This is a genomic window from Affinirhizobium straminoryzae, from assembly GCF_007004135.1.
Taxonomy (GTDB): Bacteria; Pseudomonadota; Alphaproteobacteria; order Rhizobiales; family Rhizobiaceae; genus Neorhizobium; species Neorhizobium straminoryzae.
The window spans coordinates 1-19,658 of the sequence record NZ_VJMG01000039.1 but is presented as its reverse complement, the minus strand read 5'-3'; the positions used below and the strand labels follow the sequence as shown (position 1 = coordinate 19,658).

At 60.2% G+C, this 19,658-nt stretch carries 19 protein-coding genes; 8 read left to right on the top strand and 11 right to left on the bottom strand.

Annotated features, from left to right (window positions below):
• Position 1: 1 nt before the first annotated feature.
• Together FNA46_RS14685 and FNA46_RS14680 are read right to left on the bottom strand one after the other, a co-directional pair.
• Positions 2 to 841 carry an ABC transporter permease gene (locus FNA46_RS14685; protein WP_143125965.1) on the bottom strand — a complete coding sequence of 280 codons (840 nt, stop codon included), beginning with the start codon at positions 839 to 841 and terminating at the stop codon, positions 2 to 4.
• 7 nt (positions 842 to 848) lie between these two features.
• Positions 849 to 2,300: an ABC transporter substrate-binding protein gene (locus tag FNA46_RS14680; RefSeq protein WP_246103100.1), complete on the bottom strand. Its 1,452-nt coding sequence runs from the start codon at positions 2,298 to 2,300 to the stop codon at positions 849 to 851.
• Positions 2,301 to 2,509: 209 nt separating this feature from the next.
• On the opposite strand from FNA46_RS14680, the gene FNA46_RS14675 reads away from it, so the two are divergent.
• The 8 genes from FNA46_RS14675 (at position 2,510) to FNA46_RS14645 (ending at position 10,132) form a co-directional block, all read left to right on the top strand.
• Entirely contained in the window at positions 2,510 to 3,202 is a 693-nt protein-coding gene (locus tag FNA46_RS14675) for an FCD domain-containing protein (protein ID WP_210245885.1), read from the top strand.
• The gene (locus FNA46_RS14670; protein ID WP_143125963.1) at positions 3,199 to 5,508 is read left to right on the top strand and encodes a molybdopterin-dependent oxidoreductase; all 2,310 of its coding nucleotides are present in this window, start codon (positions 3,199 to 3,201) and stop codon (positions 5,506 to 5,508) included. The genes FNA46_RS14675 and FNA46_RS14670 overlap by 4 nt, the downstream gene beginning before the upstream one ends.
• A 685-nt stretch (positions 5,509 to 6,193) precedes the next feature.
• Positions 6,194 to 6,424: a hypothetical protein gene (locus FNA46_RS14665; RefSeq protein ID WP_143125962.1), complete on the top strand. Its 231-nt coding sequence runs from the start codon at positions 6,194 to 6,196 to the stop codon at positions 6,422 to 6,424.
• Entirely contained in the window at positions 6,421 to 6,972 is a 552-nt protein-coding gene (locus tag FNA46_RS14660) for an OsmC family protein (RefSeq protein WP_143125961.1), read from the top strand. The genes FNA46_RS14665 and FNA46_RS14660 overlap by 4 nt, the downstream gene beginning before the upstream one ends.
• Before the next feature lie 153 nt (positions 6,973 to 7,125).
• On the top strand, positions 7,126 to 8,715 hold the full coding sequence (locus FNA46_RS14655) for an ABC transporter substrate-binding protein (RefSeq protein ID WP_143125960.1): 1,590 nt from the start codon (positions 7,126 to 7,128) through the stop codon (positions 8,713 to 8,715).
• Positions 8,716 to 8,739: 24 nt separating this feature from the next.
• Positions 8,740 to 8,916, top strand: a complete 177-nt coding sequence (locus tag FNA46_RS26085) for a hypothetical protein (protein ID WP_185969866.1) — start codon at positions 8,740 to 8,742, stop codon at positions 8,914 to 8,916.
• Positions 8,917 to 8,942: 26 nt separating this feature from the next.
• Positions 8,943 to 9,356 (top strand): ABC transporter permease, encoded by a 414-nt coding sequence (locus tag FNA46_RS14650; RefSeq protein ID WP_246103106.1) that lies wholly within the window; start codon positions 8,943 to 8,945, stop codon positions 9,354 to 9,356.
• Positions 9,341 to 10,132 carry an ABC transporter ATP-binding protein gene (locus FNA46_RS14645; protein WP_143125958.1) on the top strand — a complete coding sequence of 264 codons (792 nt, stop codon included), beginning with the start codon at positions 9,341 to 9,343 and terminating at the stop codon, positions 10,130 to 10,132. Before FNA46_RS14650 ends, FNA46_RS14645 begins: the two co-directional genes overlap by 16 nt.
• Before the next feature lie 176 nt (positions 10,133 to 10,308).
• Here FNA46_RS14645 and FNA46_RS14640 read toward each other — a convergent pair whose 3' ends face one another.
• From FNA46_RS14640 to FNA46_RS14600, 9 genes are all read right to left on the bottom strand, one after another.
• Positions 10,309 to 11,217 carry a TCP-1/cpn60 chaperonin family protein gene (locus FNA46_RS14640; protein WP_143125957.1) on the bottom strand — a complete coding sequence of 303 codons (909 nt, stop codon included), beginning with the start codon at positions 11,215 to 11,217 and terminating at the stop codon, positions 10,309 to 10,311.
• A gap of 393 nt (positions 11,218 to 11,610) precedes the next feature.
• Entirely contained in the window at positions 11,611 to 12,585 is a 975-nt protein-coding gene (locus FNA46_RS14635) for an ABC transporter ATP-binding protein (protein ID WP_143125956.1), read from the bottom strand.
• Positions 12,585 to 13,556 (bottom strand): ABC transporter ATP-binding protein, encoded by a 972-nt coding sequence (locus FNA46_RS14630; RefSeq protein WP_143125955.1) that lies wholly within the window; start codon positions 13,554 to 13,556, stop codon positions 12,585 to 12,587. The genes FNA46_RS14635 and FNA46_RS14630 overlap by 1 nt, the downstream gene beginning before the upstream one ends.
• A complete protein-coding gene (locus FNA46_RS14625) occupies positions 13,553 to 15,079 on the bottom strand; it encodes a gamma-glutamyltransferase family protein (RefSeq protein WP_246103098.1) in 1,527 nt (508 codons plus the stop codon). The genes FNA46_RS14630 and FNA46_RS14625 overlap by 4 nt, the downstream gene beginning before the upstream one ends.
• 10 nt (positions 15,080 to 15,089) lie before the next feature.
• A complete protein-coding gene (locus FNA46_RS14620) occupies positions 15,090 to 16,001 on the bottom strand; it encodes a polysaccharide deacetylase family protein (protein ID WP_143125953.1) in 912 nt (303 codons plus the stop codon).
• A gap of 14 nt (positions 16,002 to 16,015) precedes the next feature.
• The gene (locus FNA46_RS14615; protein WP_143125952.1) at positions 16,016 to 16,804 is read right to left on the bottom strand and encodes an SDR family NAD(P)-dependent oxidoreductase; all 789 of its coding nucleotides are present in this window, start codon (positions 16,802 to 16,804) and stop codon (positions 16,016 to 16,018) included.
• A 10-nt stretch (positions 16,805 to 16,814) separates the two neighbouring features.
• On the bottom strand, positions 16,815 to 17,675 hold the full coding sequence (locus FNA46_RS14610) for an ABC transporter permease (protein ID WP_143125951.1): 861 nt from the start codon (positions 17,673 to 17,675) through the stop codon (positions 16,815 to 16,817).
• The gene (locus FNA46_RS14605; protein ID WP_246103092.1) at positions 17,675 to 18,718 is read right to left on the bottom strand and encodes an ABC transporter permease; all 1,044 of its coding nucleotides are present in this window, start codon (positions 18,716 to 18,718) and stop codon (positions 17,675 to 17,677) included. Before FNA46_RS14605 ends, FNA46_RS14610 begins: the two co-directional genes overlap by 1 nt.
• A partial coding sequence (locus FNA46_RS14600; RefSeq protein WP_143125950.1) for an ABC transporter substrate-binding protein occupies positions 18,661 to 19,658 on the bottom strand: 998 nt, incomplete at its 5' end. The genes FNA46_RS14600 and FNA46_RS14605, both read right to left, overlap by 58 nt.

Sequence of the window (19,658 nt, the reverse complement as noted above, 5' to 3'; positions counted from 1 at the left end):
CTTACGTATTCCTGCTGTCGGCACGCCGCACGAGCCAGTCGCCGATGAGGTTGCAGCCAATCACCAGCGCGCCGATGACGAGGCCCGGGTAGAGAACCAGCCAGTTGGCGAGCAGGATAAAGGCGCGGCCTTCACCGATCAGGTTGCCAAGCGTCGGGGTCGGCGGCCGCACGCCCAGCCCGAGAAAGCCGACGGAGGCTTCCAGAATGATCAGCCGCGGCAGGTCGAGTGTCATCAGGACCGTGATCGGCCCGACGATGTTGGGCAGGACATGGCGAAAGATGATGACCATGTCCGACAGGCCGATGGAGCGTGAGGCGTCGATATATTCCAGCTCGCGGATTTCGAGCGTCTTTGCCCGCGCGACACGGGCAAAGACCGCCCAGCCGGTGACGCCGAGCACGACAACCAGATTGCCCATGCTGGGGCCGATGACGGCAACGATCAGCAGGATGAGGAGAATGAACGGAATGGCAAGCTGGACGTCGACGGCGCGCATGATGATGATGTCGAACCAGCCGCGGTAATAACCGGCGATCATGCCGAGTGTCGTGCCAAGCACCACCGAGATGGCAGAGGCGGCGAGAACGATGGACAGCGATATCGCCGTGCCAAGTCCCAGCCGGGCGAAAAGGTCTCGCCCGAGCTGGTCAGTTCCCAGCGGATGCCACTCTCCGCCGATGACGGAGAGTGGTGGCTTGAATGTCGCGGTAAGGGTGCCGCGCACCGGATCGATCGGCCACAGCAGTGGCACGAGGACGCAGAGCGCCAGAACCGTTACCAGCAGGAACCCGGCGAACAGGGCGTCCGCGTTTTCCCTGACATTCCAGAACCGTGTCATGCTGACCTTACTGCTTCTTGATGTCGAAGATCGGGATACGCGCGTCCGGACGGCCCTCGAAAGTCACCGATTTCGCCTTGGCGTAAAGCGCATCTTCCTGGTAGAGCGGGATGACGGGCACCTGTTCGACGGCCAGATCCTGGATCTGGTTGAAAACTGCCGCCCGCTTGGTCGGGTCCACGATCGAGCGGCTTTCATCGAGCAGCTTGTCCAATGCCGGAATGGAGGCCGTGGAGTAGGGTTCGCCGGTCTTGAAGATGGCATAGACCGCAGCGTCGGCATCCAGCGTCTGGGTGGAGCCCCAGCCGAGCATGAAGATCGGTCCCTTGCGCGGAACCTGCTGCGTATAGACGGACCAGTCGAGGACTTCCTGATCGACCTTGACGCCGATATCGCCGAATTGCTGGGCAATCGCCTGGGCCACCTCACTGTCCTTCATGTAGCGGTGGGTCGACTGCACCTTGATCGAGAAGCCGTTCGGGAAGCCTGCTTCTGCAAGCAGCGCCTTTGCCTTCTTCGGATCATACGGGGTAACCGGCACATCCTTGTAACCGAAGTCGGCGGCACCGACCTGCGTGCCGCGCGGCGAGGCCATGCCCTGCAGGATGTTGGTCACGATCGACTGGCGGTCGATCGCCATGTTGAGCGCCTGGCGGACCTTGACGTTATCCAGCGGCTTCTCGCTCATCACCAAGCCGAGATAGATGGTGAGGCCACCGTTCTTGACCTGCACGAGATCGGCATCCGGGCTTGCCTTGACCATCGGTGCGATATCGACCGGCACGTTCTCGATCAGATCGACTTCGCCGGTCAGAAGCGCCGTGATGCGGGCGGTGCCGTCTGGAATGGCACGCCATGTGACCTTGTCGATCGAAGGGGCGCCGCGCCAGTAGTCCTTGTTGGCTTCCAGGATGACATGCTGGTCCGGGATGAATTCAACGAACTTGTAGGGGCCTGTGCCGACCGGCTTGCGGGCGAAGACGTCATTGCCGACTTCCTTCACGTATTTCGGCGGAACGATATAGGCCGGATAGCGGCTCATGCGGGTTGGCAGGAGCGGATCGGGACCCTTCGTCTTGATGCGGACCGTCAGCGGATCGACGACAGAGACGCTGTCGATCGTGCGGATATAGGAGACGGTCGGTGACTTTGCGGCCGGATCGAGAACGCGATCGATGGTGAACTTGACGGCCTCTGCATCCATCACCTCGCCATTGTGGAACTTCACGTTGGGACGCAGCTTGAATTCCCAGGTGGTGTCGTCGATGGCGGTCCAGGACGTGGCGAGGCCCGGAACAAGTTTCATCTCCTTGTCGCGCATGACGAGCGTGTCGAAGATGTTATCGACGATCGTCGCGCTTTCCTTGAGGAAGCCGGGATCCATGGCGGTGGTGGAGGCGCCGCGCCCGACAGTCAGGTTGGCAGCCTCTGCGATTGCAGCGGTGATGGGCAGTAGCATTGACGCTGCAAGAGCGAGAGCGGCAAATTTTCTCATCGGGCCTTCACTTCCTCTGGGGTTTGTATCTCATATCCACGTCGCGCCCTCCGGCCTCATGCTGGCGGGCTGTTGATGAGATGACGATATATGATATATTCTTTCTGAGCAAGATATGGGCAATTTTGAATCCGTGTTAAAAAACGGGCAAATTTTCCAAAAGTGAGGAAGATGTGAGTACAGCTTTGTTCAATGCAGCCCCGAGAAAGAGCCTTGTCACCCATGTTGAAGAGGAAATTCGCGCGGCTCTGATCGAAGGGCGGCTGGAGCCCGGAACGCGGCTGGTCACGAAGGATCTGGCTGAATCGCTCGGTATGAGCATCACGCCCGTGCGGGAGGCGCTTGTTCGTTTTGCAGCCTCCGGTGTCCTGACGGCGGAGCCCGCACAGTCCTTCCGTGTGCCGACAATGACTGTCGCCCAGTATTCAGAGATTTCCGAGATCCGCAAATCGGTCGAGGGTCTTGCCGCATTCAAGGCGGCCACCCAGATCGGTGCGCAGGACATCGGGCAGATGCAGGCGCTGTTGAAGAAATATCTCTCGGCCAAGGCCGACAAGGATCAGCATCTGGCTCTCACGCTGAACAAGGAGTTTCGCTTCGTACTCTATGCGGCGGCCCGCATGCCGACGCTGCTCGGCGTCATTGAAATGCTGTGGCTGAAGGCTGGCCCCGGCTTCAACTACCTTTATCCGGAAGCCCAGTCGGCATCGAATGAGCACCACAACTACGATGATCTGATGCACGCCCTTCAGAAGGGGCAGGCCGAGGAGGCGCGCGCGGCGATCGAGCACGCGATAGAAGACGGCGCACGGATCGTCCTCGAAGCCCTTGGCCGGCGCGAAGCGCAGTTGGTGGCCGTGAAGTGAAGCTCCCCGACAGGTTACCCAGCAGCAAGACCCACACTGCCAGTCATTGGGGCGTTTACGACATTGCGCGAAGCGGCAATGGTGACCTGTCCATAACGGGGACTGTGGAAGATCCGGATCCGTCACCAATCGGCCTCCACATGGCGGCCAACGATCTCAGGCAGGTCCGGATCGCAAAGCCTTCCATCCGCAAGAGCTGGCTGGAGAACGGTCCGGGTTCCAACCCTCATCTTCGCGGTCGCGAGCCGTTCGTCGAGGTGGAATGGGATGTCGCGCTTGACCGACTGGCGGGCGAGTTCCAACGGATCCGCGAAGAATTCGGCAACGAGGCGATCTTCGGCGGATCTTACGGCTGGGCAAGCGCCGGTCGCTTTCATCACGCACAAAGCCAGGTCCACCGCTTCCTGAACCTGATCGGCGGCTATGTCAGCCATGTCGACAGTTACAGTCTGGGGGCGGGCAAGGTCATCCTGCCGCATGTGATCGACGGTTTCAGTAGCCTTTTCAATCAGCACACGTCTTGGGACGTGATGGCAAAGGAGACGGAGTTGTTCGTCACCTTTGGTGGCGTGCCCGTCAAAAACGCCCAGATATCGCAAGGTGGCCCCGGCCGTCATCGCGTCGTCGCAGGAATGCGGGGCATGGCGCAGGCCGGCACGCGCTTCGTCAACATCAGCCCCGTCTCCGACAATATGCCGGTGACGAGCGAATGGCTGGCAATCCGCCCCAATACCGATGTGGCGCTGATGCTGGCCCTGGCTTACGTGCTGGAAACAGAGCGGCTCGCCGACCTTAATTTCCTGAACAGCCACTGTGTTGGCTACGATCGGTTCAGACCCTATCTCCTGGGGGAGACGGATGGCGACCCCAAGACACCCGCATGGGCATCCGCAATCTGTGGCGTCCCAGTGGAACGTATCGCGACGCTTGCGAGAGAAATGGCCGGAAGCCGGACGATGCTCAACGTGTCCTGGTCGCTGCAGCGCGCCGTGCATGGCGAGCAACCCTTCTGGATGGCCATAACGCTGGCCGCCATGCTTGGACAGATCGGCCTACCGGGAGGTGGATTCGGCCTCGGCTACGGTGCGATGAATTCGGTCGGCAATGACAATGTCCGCTTCAAGTTCGGAGATGTCCCGCAAGGCCGAAACCCGGTCAAGACCTTCATCCCGGTCGCACGTATTGCCGATATGCTGCTCAATCCGGGCGAAAGCTTCACCTATAACGGCAAGGTGTACAGCTATCCCGATATCAGGCTGGTCTACTGGGCGGGCGGCAACCCCTTCCATCATCACCAGGATCTCAACCGGTTGCTGAAGGCCTGGGAGAAGCCAGAAACGATCGTCGTCAACGAGCCCTACTGGACGGCGACGGCAAAACTGGCGGATATCGTCCTGCCGGTCACGACCTCGTTGGAACGCAACGACATCGGCGCCGCAAGCGGCGAGGATTTTGTCGTGGCGATGAAGAAGGTGGAGGACCCTTTCGGCCAGTCGCGCAACGATTTCGACATCTTCGATGATCTGGCCAGGCGCATGGATATCGATTTTTCCGATGGCCTCGACGAGAAGGGGTGGCTGCGCCGTATCTATGCGGTCTCGAAAGAAAATGCAGCCGCCAGTAACATCGCTCTGCCGGATTTCGAAGCATTTTGGGACACGGGCCTGCTGGATCTTGGGTCTTCCGCCGCGCCGGTTGTCATGCTGGAGGCATTTCGCGGATCGCCCGTCGAGCACCCTGTTCCGACGCCGTCGGGGCGCATCGAGATCTTTTCCGAGACAATTGAAGGCTTTTCCCTGGCCGATTGTCCGGGCCATCCTACATGGTTTGAGCCGCCGGAATGGCTGGGGGCGTCTGGCAGAGATGCAACCACACTGCATCTGATCTCTGATCAACCCGTGCGTCGGCTGCACAGCCAACTCGATGCCAGTCCGCACAGCAAGGCCGGCAAGATCGCAGGTCGAGAGCCGATCCATATTCAACCTTTGGATGCCGTCGCACGTGGTATTGCAGAGGGCGATCTCGTCGAGGTTTCCAACGGTCGCGGTCGACTGATTTCCGTGGCGGTGGTTTCGAACGCGATCATGCCAGGTGTCGCGCGGCTATCCACCGGTGCCTGGCTTGACATCGATTGGGACCGCAATATCGAACGGCACGGCAATCCCAACGCTGTCACGCTCGATATTCCGGCTTCGTCGTTGTCGCAAGGCTGCAGCGCCCAAACTTGCCTCGTCGCCATCCGAAGGCTCGACCCCACAGAAGCGAGGGCTGTCCTGGCTTTCGAACACCCGGAATTCCAAGCATGACAATTGGGCCCGACGTTGTCGGCTCTTGTGATGTAGGGCGGCCGCAATAGATTTATCGCACCGCGCGAAAGCCGGGATGCGACCCTGCCAGGCGGCGTGAGGCGAGATAACCGCTGTCTTTTAGTGTGCCGCGCATTGTGCGGCGGCCCGGAGCCACGGTGCATCAATGACCTTGCAAGCACGACATTCGTACCCGCGACAAAGTGTACATTGAGTTATGCTTATCCAAGCTGTGACCTCAGCGGACACACTTGATCAGGCGGCCTGGATCTTGTGCTTCCCCTATATCTTTCGCTGGTGTCGGTGCCTCGTGAAGCGGTCAGCGGACGAATGAAGGCGACGCGTGATCGTGCTTGACGAATATGTGCCCCTGATTGCGATCGGTGACGATCACCTTGCACCGTCGTTCGGCCTAGATTTCCAGCGCATAGAATGTCTCTGATGATTGCCGTCTGGCCCATATTTCAGCCGCGGAACAAATTTTCTATTAAAATGATAGATAAATAGGAAGCCGTTTTCGCTGGTATTGTGAACGGACATTTCTCGCCTTTGAACAACGCTCCATGTTGTCCGAAATTATCATCGGTAGGCAGCCAGCTCGTTGCCGACAAGCGAGTGCCAGATCAGCTCTGGAACCGGGCGAACCACGCGATCTTTCGCGCCTTTGGTCTTCACGGATAGACATATGCAGATTGCCGAAACGACTATGAAAACACTGGCCCGTTATGTGCCGCTCTGCCGGGTCACTCTTGCAGGAGTTCTTCTTCTTGGTGCGGCTGTGGCGCTTGGTTTCTCACCTGTTGAGGTTCCCCAATCCTTGCAGGCCCTGCTTCTGGCCGCCGGGTTGATCGGAATCATCTTCGCTCTCGGTCGCAAGCATCATGTCGTATACAGTGACAATGGAGAGAATGCGTGACAACGCTGAATGACTATCTCAGCCAGAAGAGAGAAGCAGTGCGTGTCCGCCGCAGCCGCATAACAAGCGGGGAAACGGGTCCTGTCACGCTCAAGGCGGCCGCAACCGCAGAAGGACGCAGCGGCGTGCGGCGCATTCGCATCCGTGATTTTCAGGTCATTACGGATAGCCCTCTCGATTTTGCGGGATACGACCTCGGTCCTTCCTCTCCGGAATTGCTGCTGGGCGCACTCTCCAGTTGCCTGACGCATACCTATTTGATTCATGCGGCAGATCAGGGCGTGCCGCTGGATTCGCTGAAAGCGGACGTCTCCGCAGTCATCGATCCGCGTGGAGGATCGGCGGGTCATGAAGCAATCCCGGTTTATCCGCATAACATCGCCTATACGGTGACACTCGTCTCATCAGCGACGGCCGAACAGATCGGAAAGGTCACCGCGGCGGTGGAAAAGTTCTGCCCCATTCTCAATCTCTTGAAACGTGGCACGGACGTGGTGGGCACGGTGGATCATCACCAGCCCACCGCACCGGCAGCTGACGCTGCCTGACCCTTGCTCCGACGTCCGTCGAACTGTGACCGGGCGTCCTCCGATTTCATTCGATGGCCCGTCTCGGGCCGGAACGAACGCGTGAGCCACGCGCCCTCCGAAGGACCAGTTGCAACTGCGCTACCTCCTGCCCTCAACATGAAGGACTGAATCTTGACCCTCTCCCGCCGTGATTTCCACAAAATCGCCCTTGCCGCAGGGGCATTCGTCGCCATGCCTGGCGGCGGCTTTGCCGCCTCTGAAGCGCCGGTTGCCGGCGGCACCCTGAAGATCGTCTATTTTCCGGAGCCAACCCAGCTTGTCGCGATCAACACCAGCGCCGGTGGCCCGCAGTTCATCGGCTCCAAGATTTTCGATGGCTTGCTGACCTATGATTATGACCTCACCCCAAAGCCGTCCTTGGCCAAGGAGTGGACGATCTCGCCTGATGGCCTTGAATATGTCTTCAGGCTTCGGGAGGGCGTCAAATTCCACGACGGCACGCCTCTCACATCGGCAGACGTCGCCTTCACCATCTTCCGCCTGAAGGAGGCGCATCCGCGCGGACGTGCGATCTTCGCGCAGGTCGTCGCGGTCGACAGTTCCGACCCGCTGGTTGCCAAGTTGAAGCTCGCCAAGCCATCGCCGGGACTGATCACCGCGCTGGCGGGATCTGAATCGCCCATCGTGCCGAAACACATCTTCGAAACGTTCAAGCCCACCGATAATCCCAAACCGGATCAGATTATTGGCAGCGGCCCCTTCGTTCTGAAGGAGTGGGTGCCCGGCAGCCATCTTCTCCTGGAAAAGAACCCCATTTATTGGGATGCGCCGCGCCCTTATCTCGACCGTGTCATCATCCGGCTCGTCAATGATGCTGGTGCACGCGCCGCCGCGCTCGAAACCGGCGAAGCGGACATCGGCCCCAATCCCGTTCCGCTGGCTGATCTGGAGAGGCTGAAATCAATCAAGACCCTCAACGTGGATGATCGGATCTATGCCTATGCCGGGCAGCAGAACCAGCTGGTGATCAATCTGGAAAACCCCTATCTCAAGGAGTTGAAAGTCCGCCAGGCCATAGCGCACGCTATCGATATCAAAGCGCTGATCAACGTCGTCCTGTACGGTTATGCCATTCCCTCCCCGACACCCATCAGTCCGGGTCTTCCGAAGTTTCACAACCCGGATATTCCGTTTGTGACCTTCGATACCAAGCTTGCAGAAAAGCTTCTGGACGAGGCCGGTTTCCCGCGCAAGGAGGGCGGCAAGCGGTTCAAGCTTCGTGTTACGACCAATCCCTTCAACCCGCAGACATATTCCGATTTCATCGCCCAGGCACTCTCGAAGATCGGCATCGAGCCCGATATCCAGAAGTTCGATTTCGCGACCTATGTGAAGGTCGTCTACACCGATCGCGCCTGGGATCTTTCGGTCGAGTCACTGTCGAATACTTTTGATCCGACAGCCGGCGTCCAGCGCGTCTACTGGAGCAAGAATTTCAAGATTGGACTGCCCTTCTCGAATGCCAGCCACTACGAAGACCCGGAGGTGGATCGCCTGCTGGAAGCAGCGTCGGCGGAGCCGGATCTCGACAAGCGCGCTCAGTATTTCAGGGATTTTCAGGTGATCATTGCGCGTGATCTTCCGGTGATCAATCTGGTTTCGCCGATCCAGCCGGTCGTCGGCAGCGTCAGGGTTCGCGACTATGCACAGGGCGCCGAAGGTCTCGGCGGCAATCTTTCTCGCGCCTGGTTCAAGGGTTGAATTGATCTAGGGGGAGAGGCTCGAATGCCTGCAACACGCATTGAAACGCGGCAGGGCTGGATCGGCGGCCGTCGTCTTGAGGTGATCGAGGCGGTGCAGCGCGCACTTGTGGAAGGTCTGAAGATACCCGACCACGATCGCTGTATCCGACTTGTCGAATATGAGCCGGATACCATCATCTCGCGTGGATTCCGTTGCTGAGCGCCTGGTTCGGCAATGGCGAGACGATGAAGATCATATTGATTTCGCTTGGCGCCTTTTTCCCAATGGCGCTGGCCGCCCAGGCCGGCTGTCAGAATGTGCCGGCACCCTTTCGCGAGATTGGCAGGGTCTTCGAACTTGATCGCCGCGCGACGCTGACGAAGATCGTTCTGCCGGCTGCCCTGCCTGCGATCCTCGCGGGCCTGGAACTGTCCCTGAACATTGCCTGGCTGGGAACCTTTGGCGCAGAGTATCTGATTGGCACCGGTTACATAAACGGCATGGGCGACGGCCTTGGAGCCTATCTCGCCGCGGCCCGCGAATATGCCCGCATGGACCAGGTGCTGCTCGGCGTTCTGTTCTTGGCCCTCATCGGGTTCGCCCTTGACCGGCTCATCATCGGATTCTCAAGGAGGCTCGTATCATGGCGGATAGCTTGACCCTTTATCGTGCGACGGCTTCTGATGCCGGCTCCGTTCGGGTTGCCGACGTCTCGAAAACCTTTCATGTCGAAAACCGCACTGTCCACGCGCTCGACAATGTCTCGTTGGACATCGGGTCTGGCGAGTTCATCAGCATTGTCGGGCCGAGCGGGTGCGGCAAGTCGACGCTGTTACGCTTCCTGGCGGGACTGGATGGGCCGGATAGCGGTCACATCAAGGTCGATGGTGAAGTCATTGATCGGCCGAGCCTGAAGCGCGGCATCGTCTTTCAGGACCATCGGCTGCTTCCCTGGTTCAGTGTCGAGAAAAACATTGCGCTCAGTCTCCACAGTGTCGCGGGCTCTGCGGCGGAAAAGCGGGAAAGGGTGCAATACCTGATCGATCTCGTCGGTCTTGCCGGCTTTGAAAAAGCCCTGCCGCATGAGCTTTCCGGAGGCATGTCGCAGCGGGCCGCGATCGCCCGAGGGCTTGCACCTCGCCCGCCGCTGTTGCTGCTTGACGAACCGCTTGGCGCACTGGACTCCCTGACGCGCAGTCATCTTCAGGATGAGTTGCTGGCGATCTGGCAGAAGGAGAGAAGTACGGTCGTCATGGTGACGCATGATGTTGAAGAGGCGATTTACCTGTCGGACCGGGTCGTGCTCATGGAGCCGCGTCCGGGCCGAATTTCCAGGATCTTCGACATTGCCAGCGATCGGCCGCGTCATCGCGATGACGCCGACTTCGTGGCCACCCGTCGTGACATAACGGACCTTCTTGCCAAGCGTAAGTGAGGTTCTATCGGATCTTGCGCTGTGGAGCAGAGCCCGGGCTTCGAAAGCGCGATGCTCTCGGATGCGACCATACGCTTCGAAACAGTCCCAGCCGTGCGGATGACGTTGTGGGTCCGCACTCAGCACAAAAGGACGCCGCCAGATTTATGCGTCTGGCGTCGTCCTCCAAGCTTGATTTAGAAGTCGTAACCGCCGCCGGGTGCCGCGGGAACGGCAGACTTTTCTTTCGGCAATTCGACGATCAAGGCCTCGGTGGTGATGAGAAGACCGGCAACCGATGCCGCGTCCTGCAGGGCCGTGCGGACGACCTTGGCGGGATCAACAATGCCTTCCTCCAGCAGATCGACAAACTTTTCCGATTGCGCGTTGAACCCGAAGGTCGGCGACGGGTTTTCGGCGATCTTGCCCACGACGATGGAGCCTTCCACGCCGGCGTTCTCGGCGATCTGGCGGATTGGGGCTTCAAGAGCCTTGATGACAATCTGGATGCCCGCCTGAATATCCACATTCTCATTCTTGAGGCCCGTCAGGCCTTCCCGCGCCCGGAACGAGGCGACACCGCCGCCCGGTACGATCCCTTCCTCGATCGCTGCCCGCGTGGCATTGAGGGCATCATCGACGCGATCCTTGCGTTCCTTGACCTCGATTTCCGTCGAGCCGCCAACCCGGATGACCGCCACGCCGCCGGCCAACTTTGCGACCCGCTCCTGCAGTTTTTCACGGTCGTAATCGGATGAGGTTTCTTCGATCTGTGCCTTGATCAGGGCCACGCGGGCTTCGATCTCGGCTTTGCTGCCGCCACCATCAACGACCGTGGTGGTTTCGTCTCCGGCCAGGTCATTGGTCTTGGAGGCGACCTCGCACAGCAATTGGGCACCGAGGTTTTCGAACTTGTCTTCCAGTTCGATCTCCTTGGCAACCGATACGCCGTCGTTGGTGATCCGGTGTGCGCCGAACGACTTCTCGATGACGACATTCTGCCCTTTGGGGCCGAGCGTCACCTTGACCGCGTCGGCAAGAAGGTCGACACCACGCAGCAGGCGCTGACGGGCGTCGACAGAAAATTTACCATCTTTTGCAGTCATTTCACTTCACCCCTTATCTACGCAGTATCAGGCAACGATGCCGAGAATGTCGGCTTCCTTGAGGATGATCGACGAACTGCATCTCGACTACCCGTTTGCCGGCCATCGGATTCTGCAAGGCCTCTTGAGAGGAGAAAGGCTGGAAACCAAGCAGTGCCGTTCCTTTGCTGTTGAATAACGGGTCGGTGGTTCGATCGCCGCAAGAACATGCAATGCCATCGACATTTTCGGTCTTGAAGCGCTACATAAAACGCGAGATATGCGCCGCAAATTAGCCCCGCAACTCATGGTCGCTGCCGTTCTTGGTCCAACCCCACACATCGCAATTGACGCTGCTTGCAAAATCAAGCTGCACCGTCTTCTGGCTCGCCTCAATCAAAAACACTCGATTTATCATGCGCGCAGATGGCAGGCTGAGGCGTGAGCATGCGCAACCCGACGCAGTTCCGGCTGCCTCTCATGGCAGACCGATTGCGCCAGCGGACAGCGGGTGACGAATTTGCAGCCCTTTGGAGGATTGGCTGGACTCGGCAGATCACCTTTCAGGATGATGCGTCGGCGGGTGCGCTGTGCCATCGGATCCGGCAAGGGCACCGCGGAGAGAAGGGCCTCAGTGTAGGGATGAACAGGGTTGGCGAAGACATCCTGCGTCGCGCCGGTTTCAACGATATGCCCCAGATACATGACCGCAACCCGATCGGCAAAGTGCCGCACCACCGATAGATCATGACTGATGAAGAGGTAGGAGAGGCCGAAATGTTTCTGAAGATCGAGCAGCAGGTTCAGGATTTGCGAGCGGATGGAGACATCAAGCGCCGACACAGGCTCATCCAGAATCAACAGTTTGGGGTTCAGCGCAAGGGCACGGGCAATGACGATGCGCTGCCTCTGCCCGCCGGAAAAGGCATTGGGCTTGCGCGTCGCATGGCCGGCATGCAGACCGACAAGGCCCAATAATTCCTCGACGCGCGTTTTTCTTTCTGCAGCAGTTCCGACGCCATGGATCGCCAGCGGCTCGGCAATGCTTTCACCGATCGAAAGTTTCGGGTTGAGCGCTGACGCCGGGTCCTGGAAGACGATCTGGATATCGCGCGACAGGTTGCGCGCTCTCGAAGCCTCGCCATGGATCACCGGCTTGCCGTCAAACCGGATTTCTCCCGCTGTCGGCCGGGTCATTCCAAGGATTGCGGCACCGAGAGTTGACTTGCCGCAGCCGGATTCGCCAACAAGGGCAACGCTTTCCCCCGGCGCGATCGAGATATCGATGCCGTCGACGGCCTTCACGTAACCGACCGGTCGACCGAACAGACCACCGCGGATGGGGTAGTGCACTTTCAGGTCGCTCACCGAGAGAAGAGGCTCTACCATCAGATCGCTCCTACCTGTTCGGCATGCCAGCAGGCCGTGCTGCCGATGTCCCGTCGGCTCGCCAGAGGCGGTACAGCTTTGCGGCAGGCGTCGTTGGCCAGTGGGCAACGCGGGCTGAACCGGCACCCTTCTGGCCATTGACCGATATCCGGCACCAGGCCCTCGATGACAGGCAGTGTCTCCTTCGGCTCACCATCGAGCCGCGGAATGGTCTTCAGAAGCAGCCGGGTATAAGGATGTTCCTGCCGAGCAAAGAGCGCGTCGACCGGGGCGGTCTCGATCACGCGACCAGCATACATCACAGCCACGCGGTCAGCCATCTCGGCCACCACGCCCATGTCATGGGTAATCAGAAGAATGGCCGTGCCCGTCTCGTCGCGCAGCTTCTTCATCAGATCCAGGATCTGCGCCTGGATGGTCACATCCAGCGCCGTCGTCGGCTCGTCGGCAATCAGCAGGCGCGGACGACAGATCAGCGCCATGGCGATCATGGCACGCTGACACATGCCGCCCGAGAGTTCGAACGGATATTGCCCGGCGCGGATCTCCGGCTCGGGAATGCCCACTTCCGCCAGCATGTCGATCGCGGCACGTCTGGCTTCGCGCCCTTCGAGACCGCGGTGGACGATAAGGCTTTCCTCGATCTGGCGACCGATCTTCATCAGCGGGTTCAGCGAGGCGACGGGCTCCTGAAAGATCATGGCGAGTTCGTTGCCGCGCAATGCCTGAAGCTCGGTTTCCGTCAGTGCGCTCAGTTCCGTGCCGTCCAGCATCACCCGACCGCCTGAAAGACGCGCCGCGCGCGGCAAAAGTCCCATGACGGAAAACGCCGTCATAGACTTGCCGCAACCGGATTCGCCGACGAGCGAAAGGATCTCGCCCTGAGCAATGTCAAAGCTGATGCCATCCACCACCGGCTGGCCGCCAATCGTCACCCGCAGTTCGTCTACGCTGAGAAGGGGATGGCTCATGCCTCTTGCCTTCCCACCGCAGCCCAAGGATGGCGCGGATGCGCCATGCCGATATTCTCCTCCCCCTCCCGCATGACGGCAGAGGGAATGGCGAAGTTCACCGGATAAAGCGTGTCGGCAATGATCTCGACCGGGAACTCCTTGCCGAGCCGGGCTGCGATATCGTGCCGAGCGATTTCATTCACTCGCAGAGTGACACCACTCGCATCGAGACGTGGCATATGGAAGGCCTCCTCCAGCGAGTGACCATAGGCTGCGACATAAGAGAGGATCTGTGCCACTGCGGGCATGATCTGACGCCCGCCCGCGGCCCCGAGAGCCAGTTTCGGCCGGCCGTTTTCGGTGGCGATGATGGGACACATATTGGCGAGCGGCTGCACGCCGGGCGCGATGGAATTGGGCTGGCCGGGGCGAGGGTCGAACCACATCATGCCGTTGTTCATCAACAGGTCCAGAGAGGGTAGCACCACCTTCGACCCGAAACGGGAGAGAAGCGTGTTGGTGAGCGACACCATGGTGCCTTGGCTGTCCACGACGCTGATATGGGTCGTGCAGCTTTCGCCAGCGCTGCCATGCCCCAGCGTCTTCAGCCGGTGCTCCGAGGCGCGTCGGATCGCGCGGGCAAAGGCCAGCGCCGTGCTGCTGGAAAGCGCATCCTGATCCGGCAGGGTCTTGTTGAGCTCGGCCAAGGCCGCGACCAGCGTTGGACCACCGGATAGTCCCGGCATGGCATTGACCCTCAGGCCATGGAAGTCAATCGCTAATGGCTTGGACCAGTGGGGCTTGTAATTGCGCATCTCGCCCAGATCAATCGGTGATCCCCCGGCCTGAAGGTCTGACACGATCATGTGGGCTGTTTCGCCCTCGTAGAAGTCGCGTGCACCGTATTGCGCCAGCCGCTCCAGCATAGTGGCCTTGCGCGGCATGGGGATCGTCCGGCTCTTGCCTGTTTCCGGCACGCGGGGTGCCCTGCCATTATCGAGAAAAAGAGAAGCCGATGCCGGAAAACGCGCAAGACCTTCGGCATCGATGGCAAGACAGAGACTGGTGAACCAGTCGATGACCAGCCCCTTTTCAGCGTGCTCGATGGCGGGCTGCAGCGCCTCGGCAAAGCTGATCGTGCCGAATTTGGCCAAGGCTTCCGAAAGGCCGGCAATGGCACCGGGGACACAGATCGAACCATAGCCGATCAGGTTCCGGTCCCCTTGCACCTGCGGCCAGTTGAACCAGTCTCCATCGCGCCCGGAGGCGAGCGGATAATCTTTGGGATCGAGATTGCGGGAGGACCGGACATTGAAGTCGAGGGCGTCCACCTCTCCCGTTGCACCATCCGCCCGCAGCAGAAAACCGCCACCGCCAATGCCTGACAACCATGGCTCCACCACGCTCAGCGTCAGGGCCGTGGTCACGGCCGCGTCCATGGCATTGCCGCCGCGCCGAAGCACCGCCGCACCCGCTTCGGAGGCCAGCCAGTTTTGACAGGCGACCAGGCCTCCGGTGCTGCGGCTCGCCTGCTTGCTCACGTTCCACTCCTCAGCCATGGCTCTGCCCGAACCTCCGGTTTCCGATGGCTGCCGGTATCTCTGGGCCAACTGCATGTTTTCTGACATTGGTCGAAGAGGCGTGATGGGCTGCGATCTCCTCAGCCGTCGCAATCCAGCTGTCCGGGGCGGCGGTGATCGTGTCGAGCAGCTTTTCAAGAAGCGCGATGCGCTGGCCGCGACCGGAAATCCAGTCGTGAACCGTCAAGGTGAAAAGGCCGCCGAACCGGTGCAGGGCCTGCCATTCGCTGATCCAATCCTGAAGGACCGCCTGCCCGGACTGATAGGGCCACTTGTCGCGGCCACCGCCCTCGAACTTGAAGAAGATGGCGTCATCCAGCGCCCACTGGACCGGGATTTCCACCATGCCATCGATCTCGTAAGGATGGTCGAAGCCGGACAGCGAGGAATCGTAGGCCAAGCCCACTCCGCGGATTTCGGAGAGCATATGCGGCGTCATCTCCCAGGCCGGGGAGCGGAAGCCGACCGGTGCGCGACCGATCTCTCTGCGGAACAACTCGAGACTGGCCTCGAGCGCGCCGGTGAATTCCGCGTCGCTGGCATCGGCAACGATCTCGTGGAAATAGCCATGCAGGCCAATCTCGTGGCCGCCCTCGAGAATGGCCGGGAGCATTTCGGGATAGGCCTCGGCGGTCAGGGCGGGCACATAGAAGCTCGCGCGCACATCATAGCGCGCAAACAGATCAAGCAAACGGTAGATCCCGGTGCGCGGCCCGAAGCGGCGGATTTCCAGCGTGCCGAGCCGGTCGGGTACGCCATCGCGATGCGCCCACATGTAGGGCACATGCGCATCGACATCGACCGACAGCAGGACGGCGGATTGTTTGCCCTCAGGCCACTGATAGGCAGGCCAGGGGAATTTGGTCGAGAGTGGATCGGACACAATTCAACTCCCTGTCAAAGCGCTTTTTTCTTCGCCTGGAAAACCACCTGCGAACCGATGGAATTGCCGCCATCGACGGTGATCGTGGCACCGGTCATGTAGGCTGCGGCCTCGGAGCTAACGTAGAGCACGGCGGCACCGACATCGGCGGCAGAGGAGGCGCGTCCGAGCGGAATGGAGGCGGTTACGTTGGAGACGTGATCCTGCGTCAGAGCGCTGACATCACTGCCGGCGGCAAAGCCCGGCTCCACCGCATTCACCCGGATGCCATATTCCGCAAGCTCGATCGCAAAGCCCTTCGTCAGCCGGTCGAGGGCCGTCTTCGACGTGCAATAGGGGACGACGGTGGTGCGCATCTTGCGGGCGGCACCCGAAGAGATGTTGACGATCGATCCGCCCTTGCCGGCGGCAATCATTTGCTTGGCGAAAAGCTGCGACAGAATGAAGGGTGCGCGCAGATTGATGTCGAAGATCGCGTCCCAGTCGTCGAACGAGATATCGAGCAGGAAGCCGGAGGGGTAGATACCGGCATTGTTGACGAGAATATCCGGCGCACCCCAGGCCTTGGCCACGTGATCGGCAAATGCAATGAGCGAAGCCGCATCCGTGAGGTCGGCGGCCAGCGCCAGATGTCCCTTGCCGTCAAGTGAGGCCTTGCGGTTTTCAATCCGCTCCAGACTGCGATCCGTCAGGCAGACGAGCGCACCTTCCCTTGCAAAGGCTTCCGCGATCCACCCGCCGATAATGCCGCCAGCGCCGGTGACGATAACCTTCTTACCCTGAAACTCATTGACGAAATTCATGGACTAACTCCTACCTGCCGCGGGGATCGAGGCGGTCACGGATGTGGTCGCCGATGAGATTGATGGAAAGAACCAGCAGGAACAGCGCCAGTCCGGGGAATGTGGCGATCCACCAGGCGGTCGCCACGTAATTGCGGCCGGTCGCCAGCATGGCACCCCAGCTTGCGGTTGGCGGTTGCACGCCGAGACCGAGGAAGGACAGGCCCGCTTCGAACAGAACCATCAGGCCGAACTCCAGCGTCGCGACAACGATCAGCGCACCGGCAATGTTGGGCAGGATGTGGCGTGAGAGAAGCCGCAGCCACCCCGCCCCCATGAAGCGGGATAGGCGCACATAGGGCATATTGGCGACGGAAAGCGTTTGCCCATAGGCGACACGCGCATAGCGGGGCCAACGGGTCATGGAAAGCACGATCACGACATTTGCAAAGCTCGGTCCCAGCACCGCAACCGTGATGATGGCAAGCAGGATCGCCGGAACCGACAGGACAATATCCACCAGCCGCATGATGAGCGTTTCAGTCCAGCCGCGATAGAAGGCGGCGATCATGCCGACGACGGTGCCGAAAATGCCTGATAGGGTCACGGAGGCGAAAGCGACCAGCAGCGAAACCCGTGCACCATAAATCAGGCGGCTCAGCACATCACGGCCCAGTTCGTCAGAACCGAGGAAATAGGTCATGCCGCGTGCCTGGAACCCCGGTGCTTTCAGCCGCGCCAAAAGGTTCTGCGTGTTGGGGTCCATCGGCGCAACCAGTGGAGCCAAGATCGCGATCAACAGCAAGGCGACCAGAATGGCTGCAAACGGCAGTACCGTCCACGGAATGGAGCGCTTGGTAGGGCGAGGCGTTGTGGCGGTCGTCGCTGCCATCAGGCGCTTCCTTCCATGCGGATGCGCGGATCAATGAGACTATAGAGAATATCGGCAATCAGGTTGAGGACGATGGCGGTAGTTGCTCCCAGCAGAACGACGCCCTGAACCAGCATGAAATCGCGCGCGCTGATTGCTTGCACCGTCAACTGCCCCAGACCCGGCCAGGCAAACACCGTCTCAACGATCACCGCGCCAGCCAGAAGATTGGCGATTTCCAGCGCCGCGACTGTCACGACGGGGATCGCCGCATTGCGCAGCAGATGGCGCATCACAATACGCAGCATGGGCAGGCCCTTGGCGCGGCCGGTGCGCACATAGTCCTTTTCCAGTTCGTCCAGGACGGCGGTCCGCGAAACGCGGGCAAAGGTTGCCATAGAGAGTAGCCCGAGCACGATCGAGGGCATGATCAGGCTCTGCCAGTCGCGTGCGCCTGAGGGCGGCAGCCAGCCAAGCCAGACTGCAAAGACCATAATCATCAGAATGGCGCTCCAGAAGGTCGGCATGGATTGACCCGCCAGCACAAGCCCCATCATGGCTTTGGCCTCGGCGCGTCCCCGCCGCACCGCCATGGTCACCCCAAGCGGAATGCCGAGCCCGAAGGCTACGGTGAGCGCTCCGCCCGCCAGCATCAGCGTATAGGGCAGGCGGCTGGCAATCAGCGTCCAAACCGGTTCGTTCTGCACGTAGGAGCGTCCGAAATCGAGCAACAGGATGCCGGAAAGATAATCCCAATATTGTGTGATGAGCGGCCGGTCGAAACCGAGTGCCGAGCGCATGGCCTCTATATCTTCGCGGGTCGCATTCTGCGGCACGAGCAGAAGCACCGGATCACCCGTCATCCTTTGCAGGAAGAAGATAAGGGTGACCACGCCGAGAATGGCAATAAAGGCCTGAAAAATGCGCTTGAGGAAAAAGGCCGGCACCGGGAATTCCGTTTCTGGTTTGGGAGGCAGGCCGAGGATGCGGCCTGCCTGCAATTCCGTCAGTCCTTCCAGGTCATCCGGTTGAGGAACAGGCTTTCGTTTGCTGTCGGCTGCCATTCGAGCTTCTTGGCCGCGCCATAAACGATGGCCGCCTGATAGACCGGAACGATCGGTGCTTCCTTGGCCATCCAGGTGCTGACGGTCTTGTAGTCTTCGACGCGGCGCTTTTCGTCCAGCGTGTTGCGGGCGTCCTCAAGAAGCTTGTTGATCTCCGGGTTGGAGACGGATGACCACGAGCTGGATGAGTGGAGCAGCGGGAACAGAACGCCATCGGCATCCTGGCAAGCGCAGGACCAGCGGCCAAACGCGATGGAGGGCTGCGCGGCGGGCTCGCTCTGGGCGCGCTTCAGATAGGTCGCCATATCCGTCATTTCGATGTTAACTGTCAGCCCGGTCTCGCCGATCATCTGGGCAATGGCCTGCACGATCCGCTGGTCGAATGCCGGTGCCGTGGCAAAGGTCACGGCCTTGCCTGCGGCTCCCGCCTCCTTCACCAGTTGCTTGGCCTTGGCCGGATCGAAGGCATAGCCTTCGACGCCATCGACATAGCCGAAATGCGAGGTGGTCACCATTTGAGCGACTGGCTTGTCGACACCACCTAGCAGGCCGTTGACAATCCCTTCCTTGTCGATCGAGCGGGCGACGGCTTCGCGGACGCGCTTGTCGTTGAAGGGCGCAACGTTTGGGTTCAGTTTCACATAGCCGACGCGCTCGGTTAGGACCGAAAGCGGCTTGGCGGTTGCCGAGGATTTCAGCTGCGCGGCAAGATCGACATCAAGACCAACCGCCAGATCGGTGGTGCCCGCCTGAAGATTGGCAAGGCGGGTGGCCGCATCCGGCACGGCCCGGAACTCCGCCTTCGCAAACGGACCCTTCTTGCCCCAGTAGTCGTCATTGCGAGAGAGAGCTACGGAAACACCCTTTTGCCATGACACGAACTTGTAGGGACCGGATCCGACTGGCGCTGCATTGAAGGCGTCGTTGCCCTTGGCCTCGA

Coding starts and splice junctions, on each gene's coding strand:
- FNA46_RS14635 (WP_143125956.1), bottom strand. CDS start 12,585: ATGGTAGAGCCTCTTCTCTCGGTGAGCGACCTGAAAGTGCACTACCCC.
- FNA46_RS14685 (WP_143125965.1), bottom strand. CDS start 841: ATGACACGGTTCTGGAATGTCAGGGAAAACGCGGACGCCCTGTTCGCC.
- FNA46_RS14680 (WP_246103100.1), bottom strand. CDS start 2,300: ATGCTACTGCCCATCACCGCTGCAATCGCAGAGGCTGCCAACCTGACT.
- FNA46_RS14610 (WP_143125951.1), bottom strand. CDS start 17,675: ATGGCAGCGACGACCGCCACAACGCCTCGCCCTACCAAGCGCTCCATT.
- FNA46_RS14665 (WP_143125962.1), top strand. CDS start 6,194: ATGCAGATTGCCGAAACGACTATGAAAACACTGGCCCGTTATGTGCCG.
- FNA46_RS26085 (WP_185969866.1), top strand. CDS start 8,740: ATGCCTGCAACACGCATTGAAACGCGGCAGGGCTGGATCGGCGGCCGT.
- FNA46_RS14640 (WP_143125957.1), bottom strand. CDS start 11,217: ATGACTGCAAAAGATGGTAAATTTTCTGTCGACGCCCGTCAGCGCCTG.
- FNA46_RS14645 (WP_143125958.1), top strand. CDS start 9,341: ATGGCGGATAGCTTGACCCTTTATCGTGCGACGGCTTCTGATGCCGGC.
- FNA46_RS14605 (WP_246103092.1), bottom strand. CDS start 18,718: ATGGCAGCCGACAGCAAACGAAAGCCTGTTCCTCAACCGGATGACCTG.
- FNA46_RS14650 (WP_246103106.1), top strand. CDS start 8,943: ATGAAGATCATATTGATTTCGCTTGGCGCCTTTTTCCCAATGGCGCTG.
- FNA46_RS14615 (WP_143125952.1), bottom strand. CDS start 16,804: ATGAATTTCGTCAATGAGTTTCAGGGTAAGAAGGTTATCGTCACCGGC.
- FNA46_RS14630 (WP_143125955.1), bottom strand. CDS start 13,556: ATGAGCCATCCCCTTCTCAGCGTAGACGAACTGCGGGTGACGATTGGC.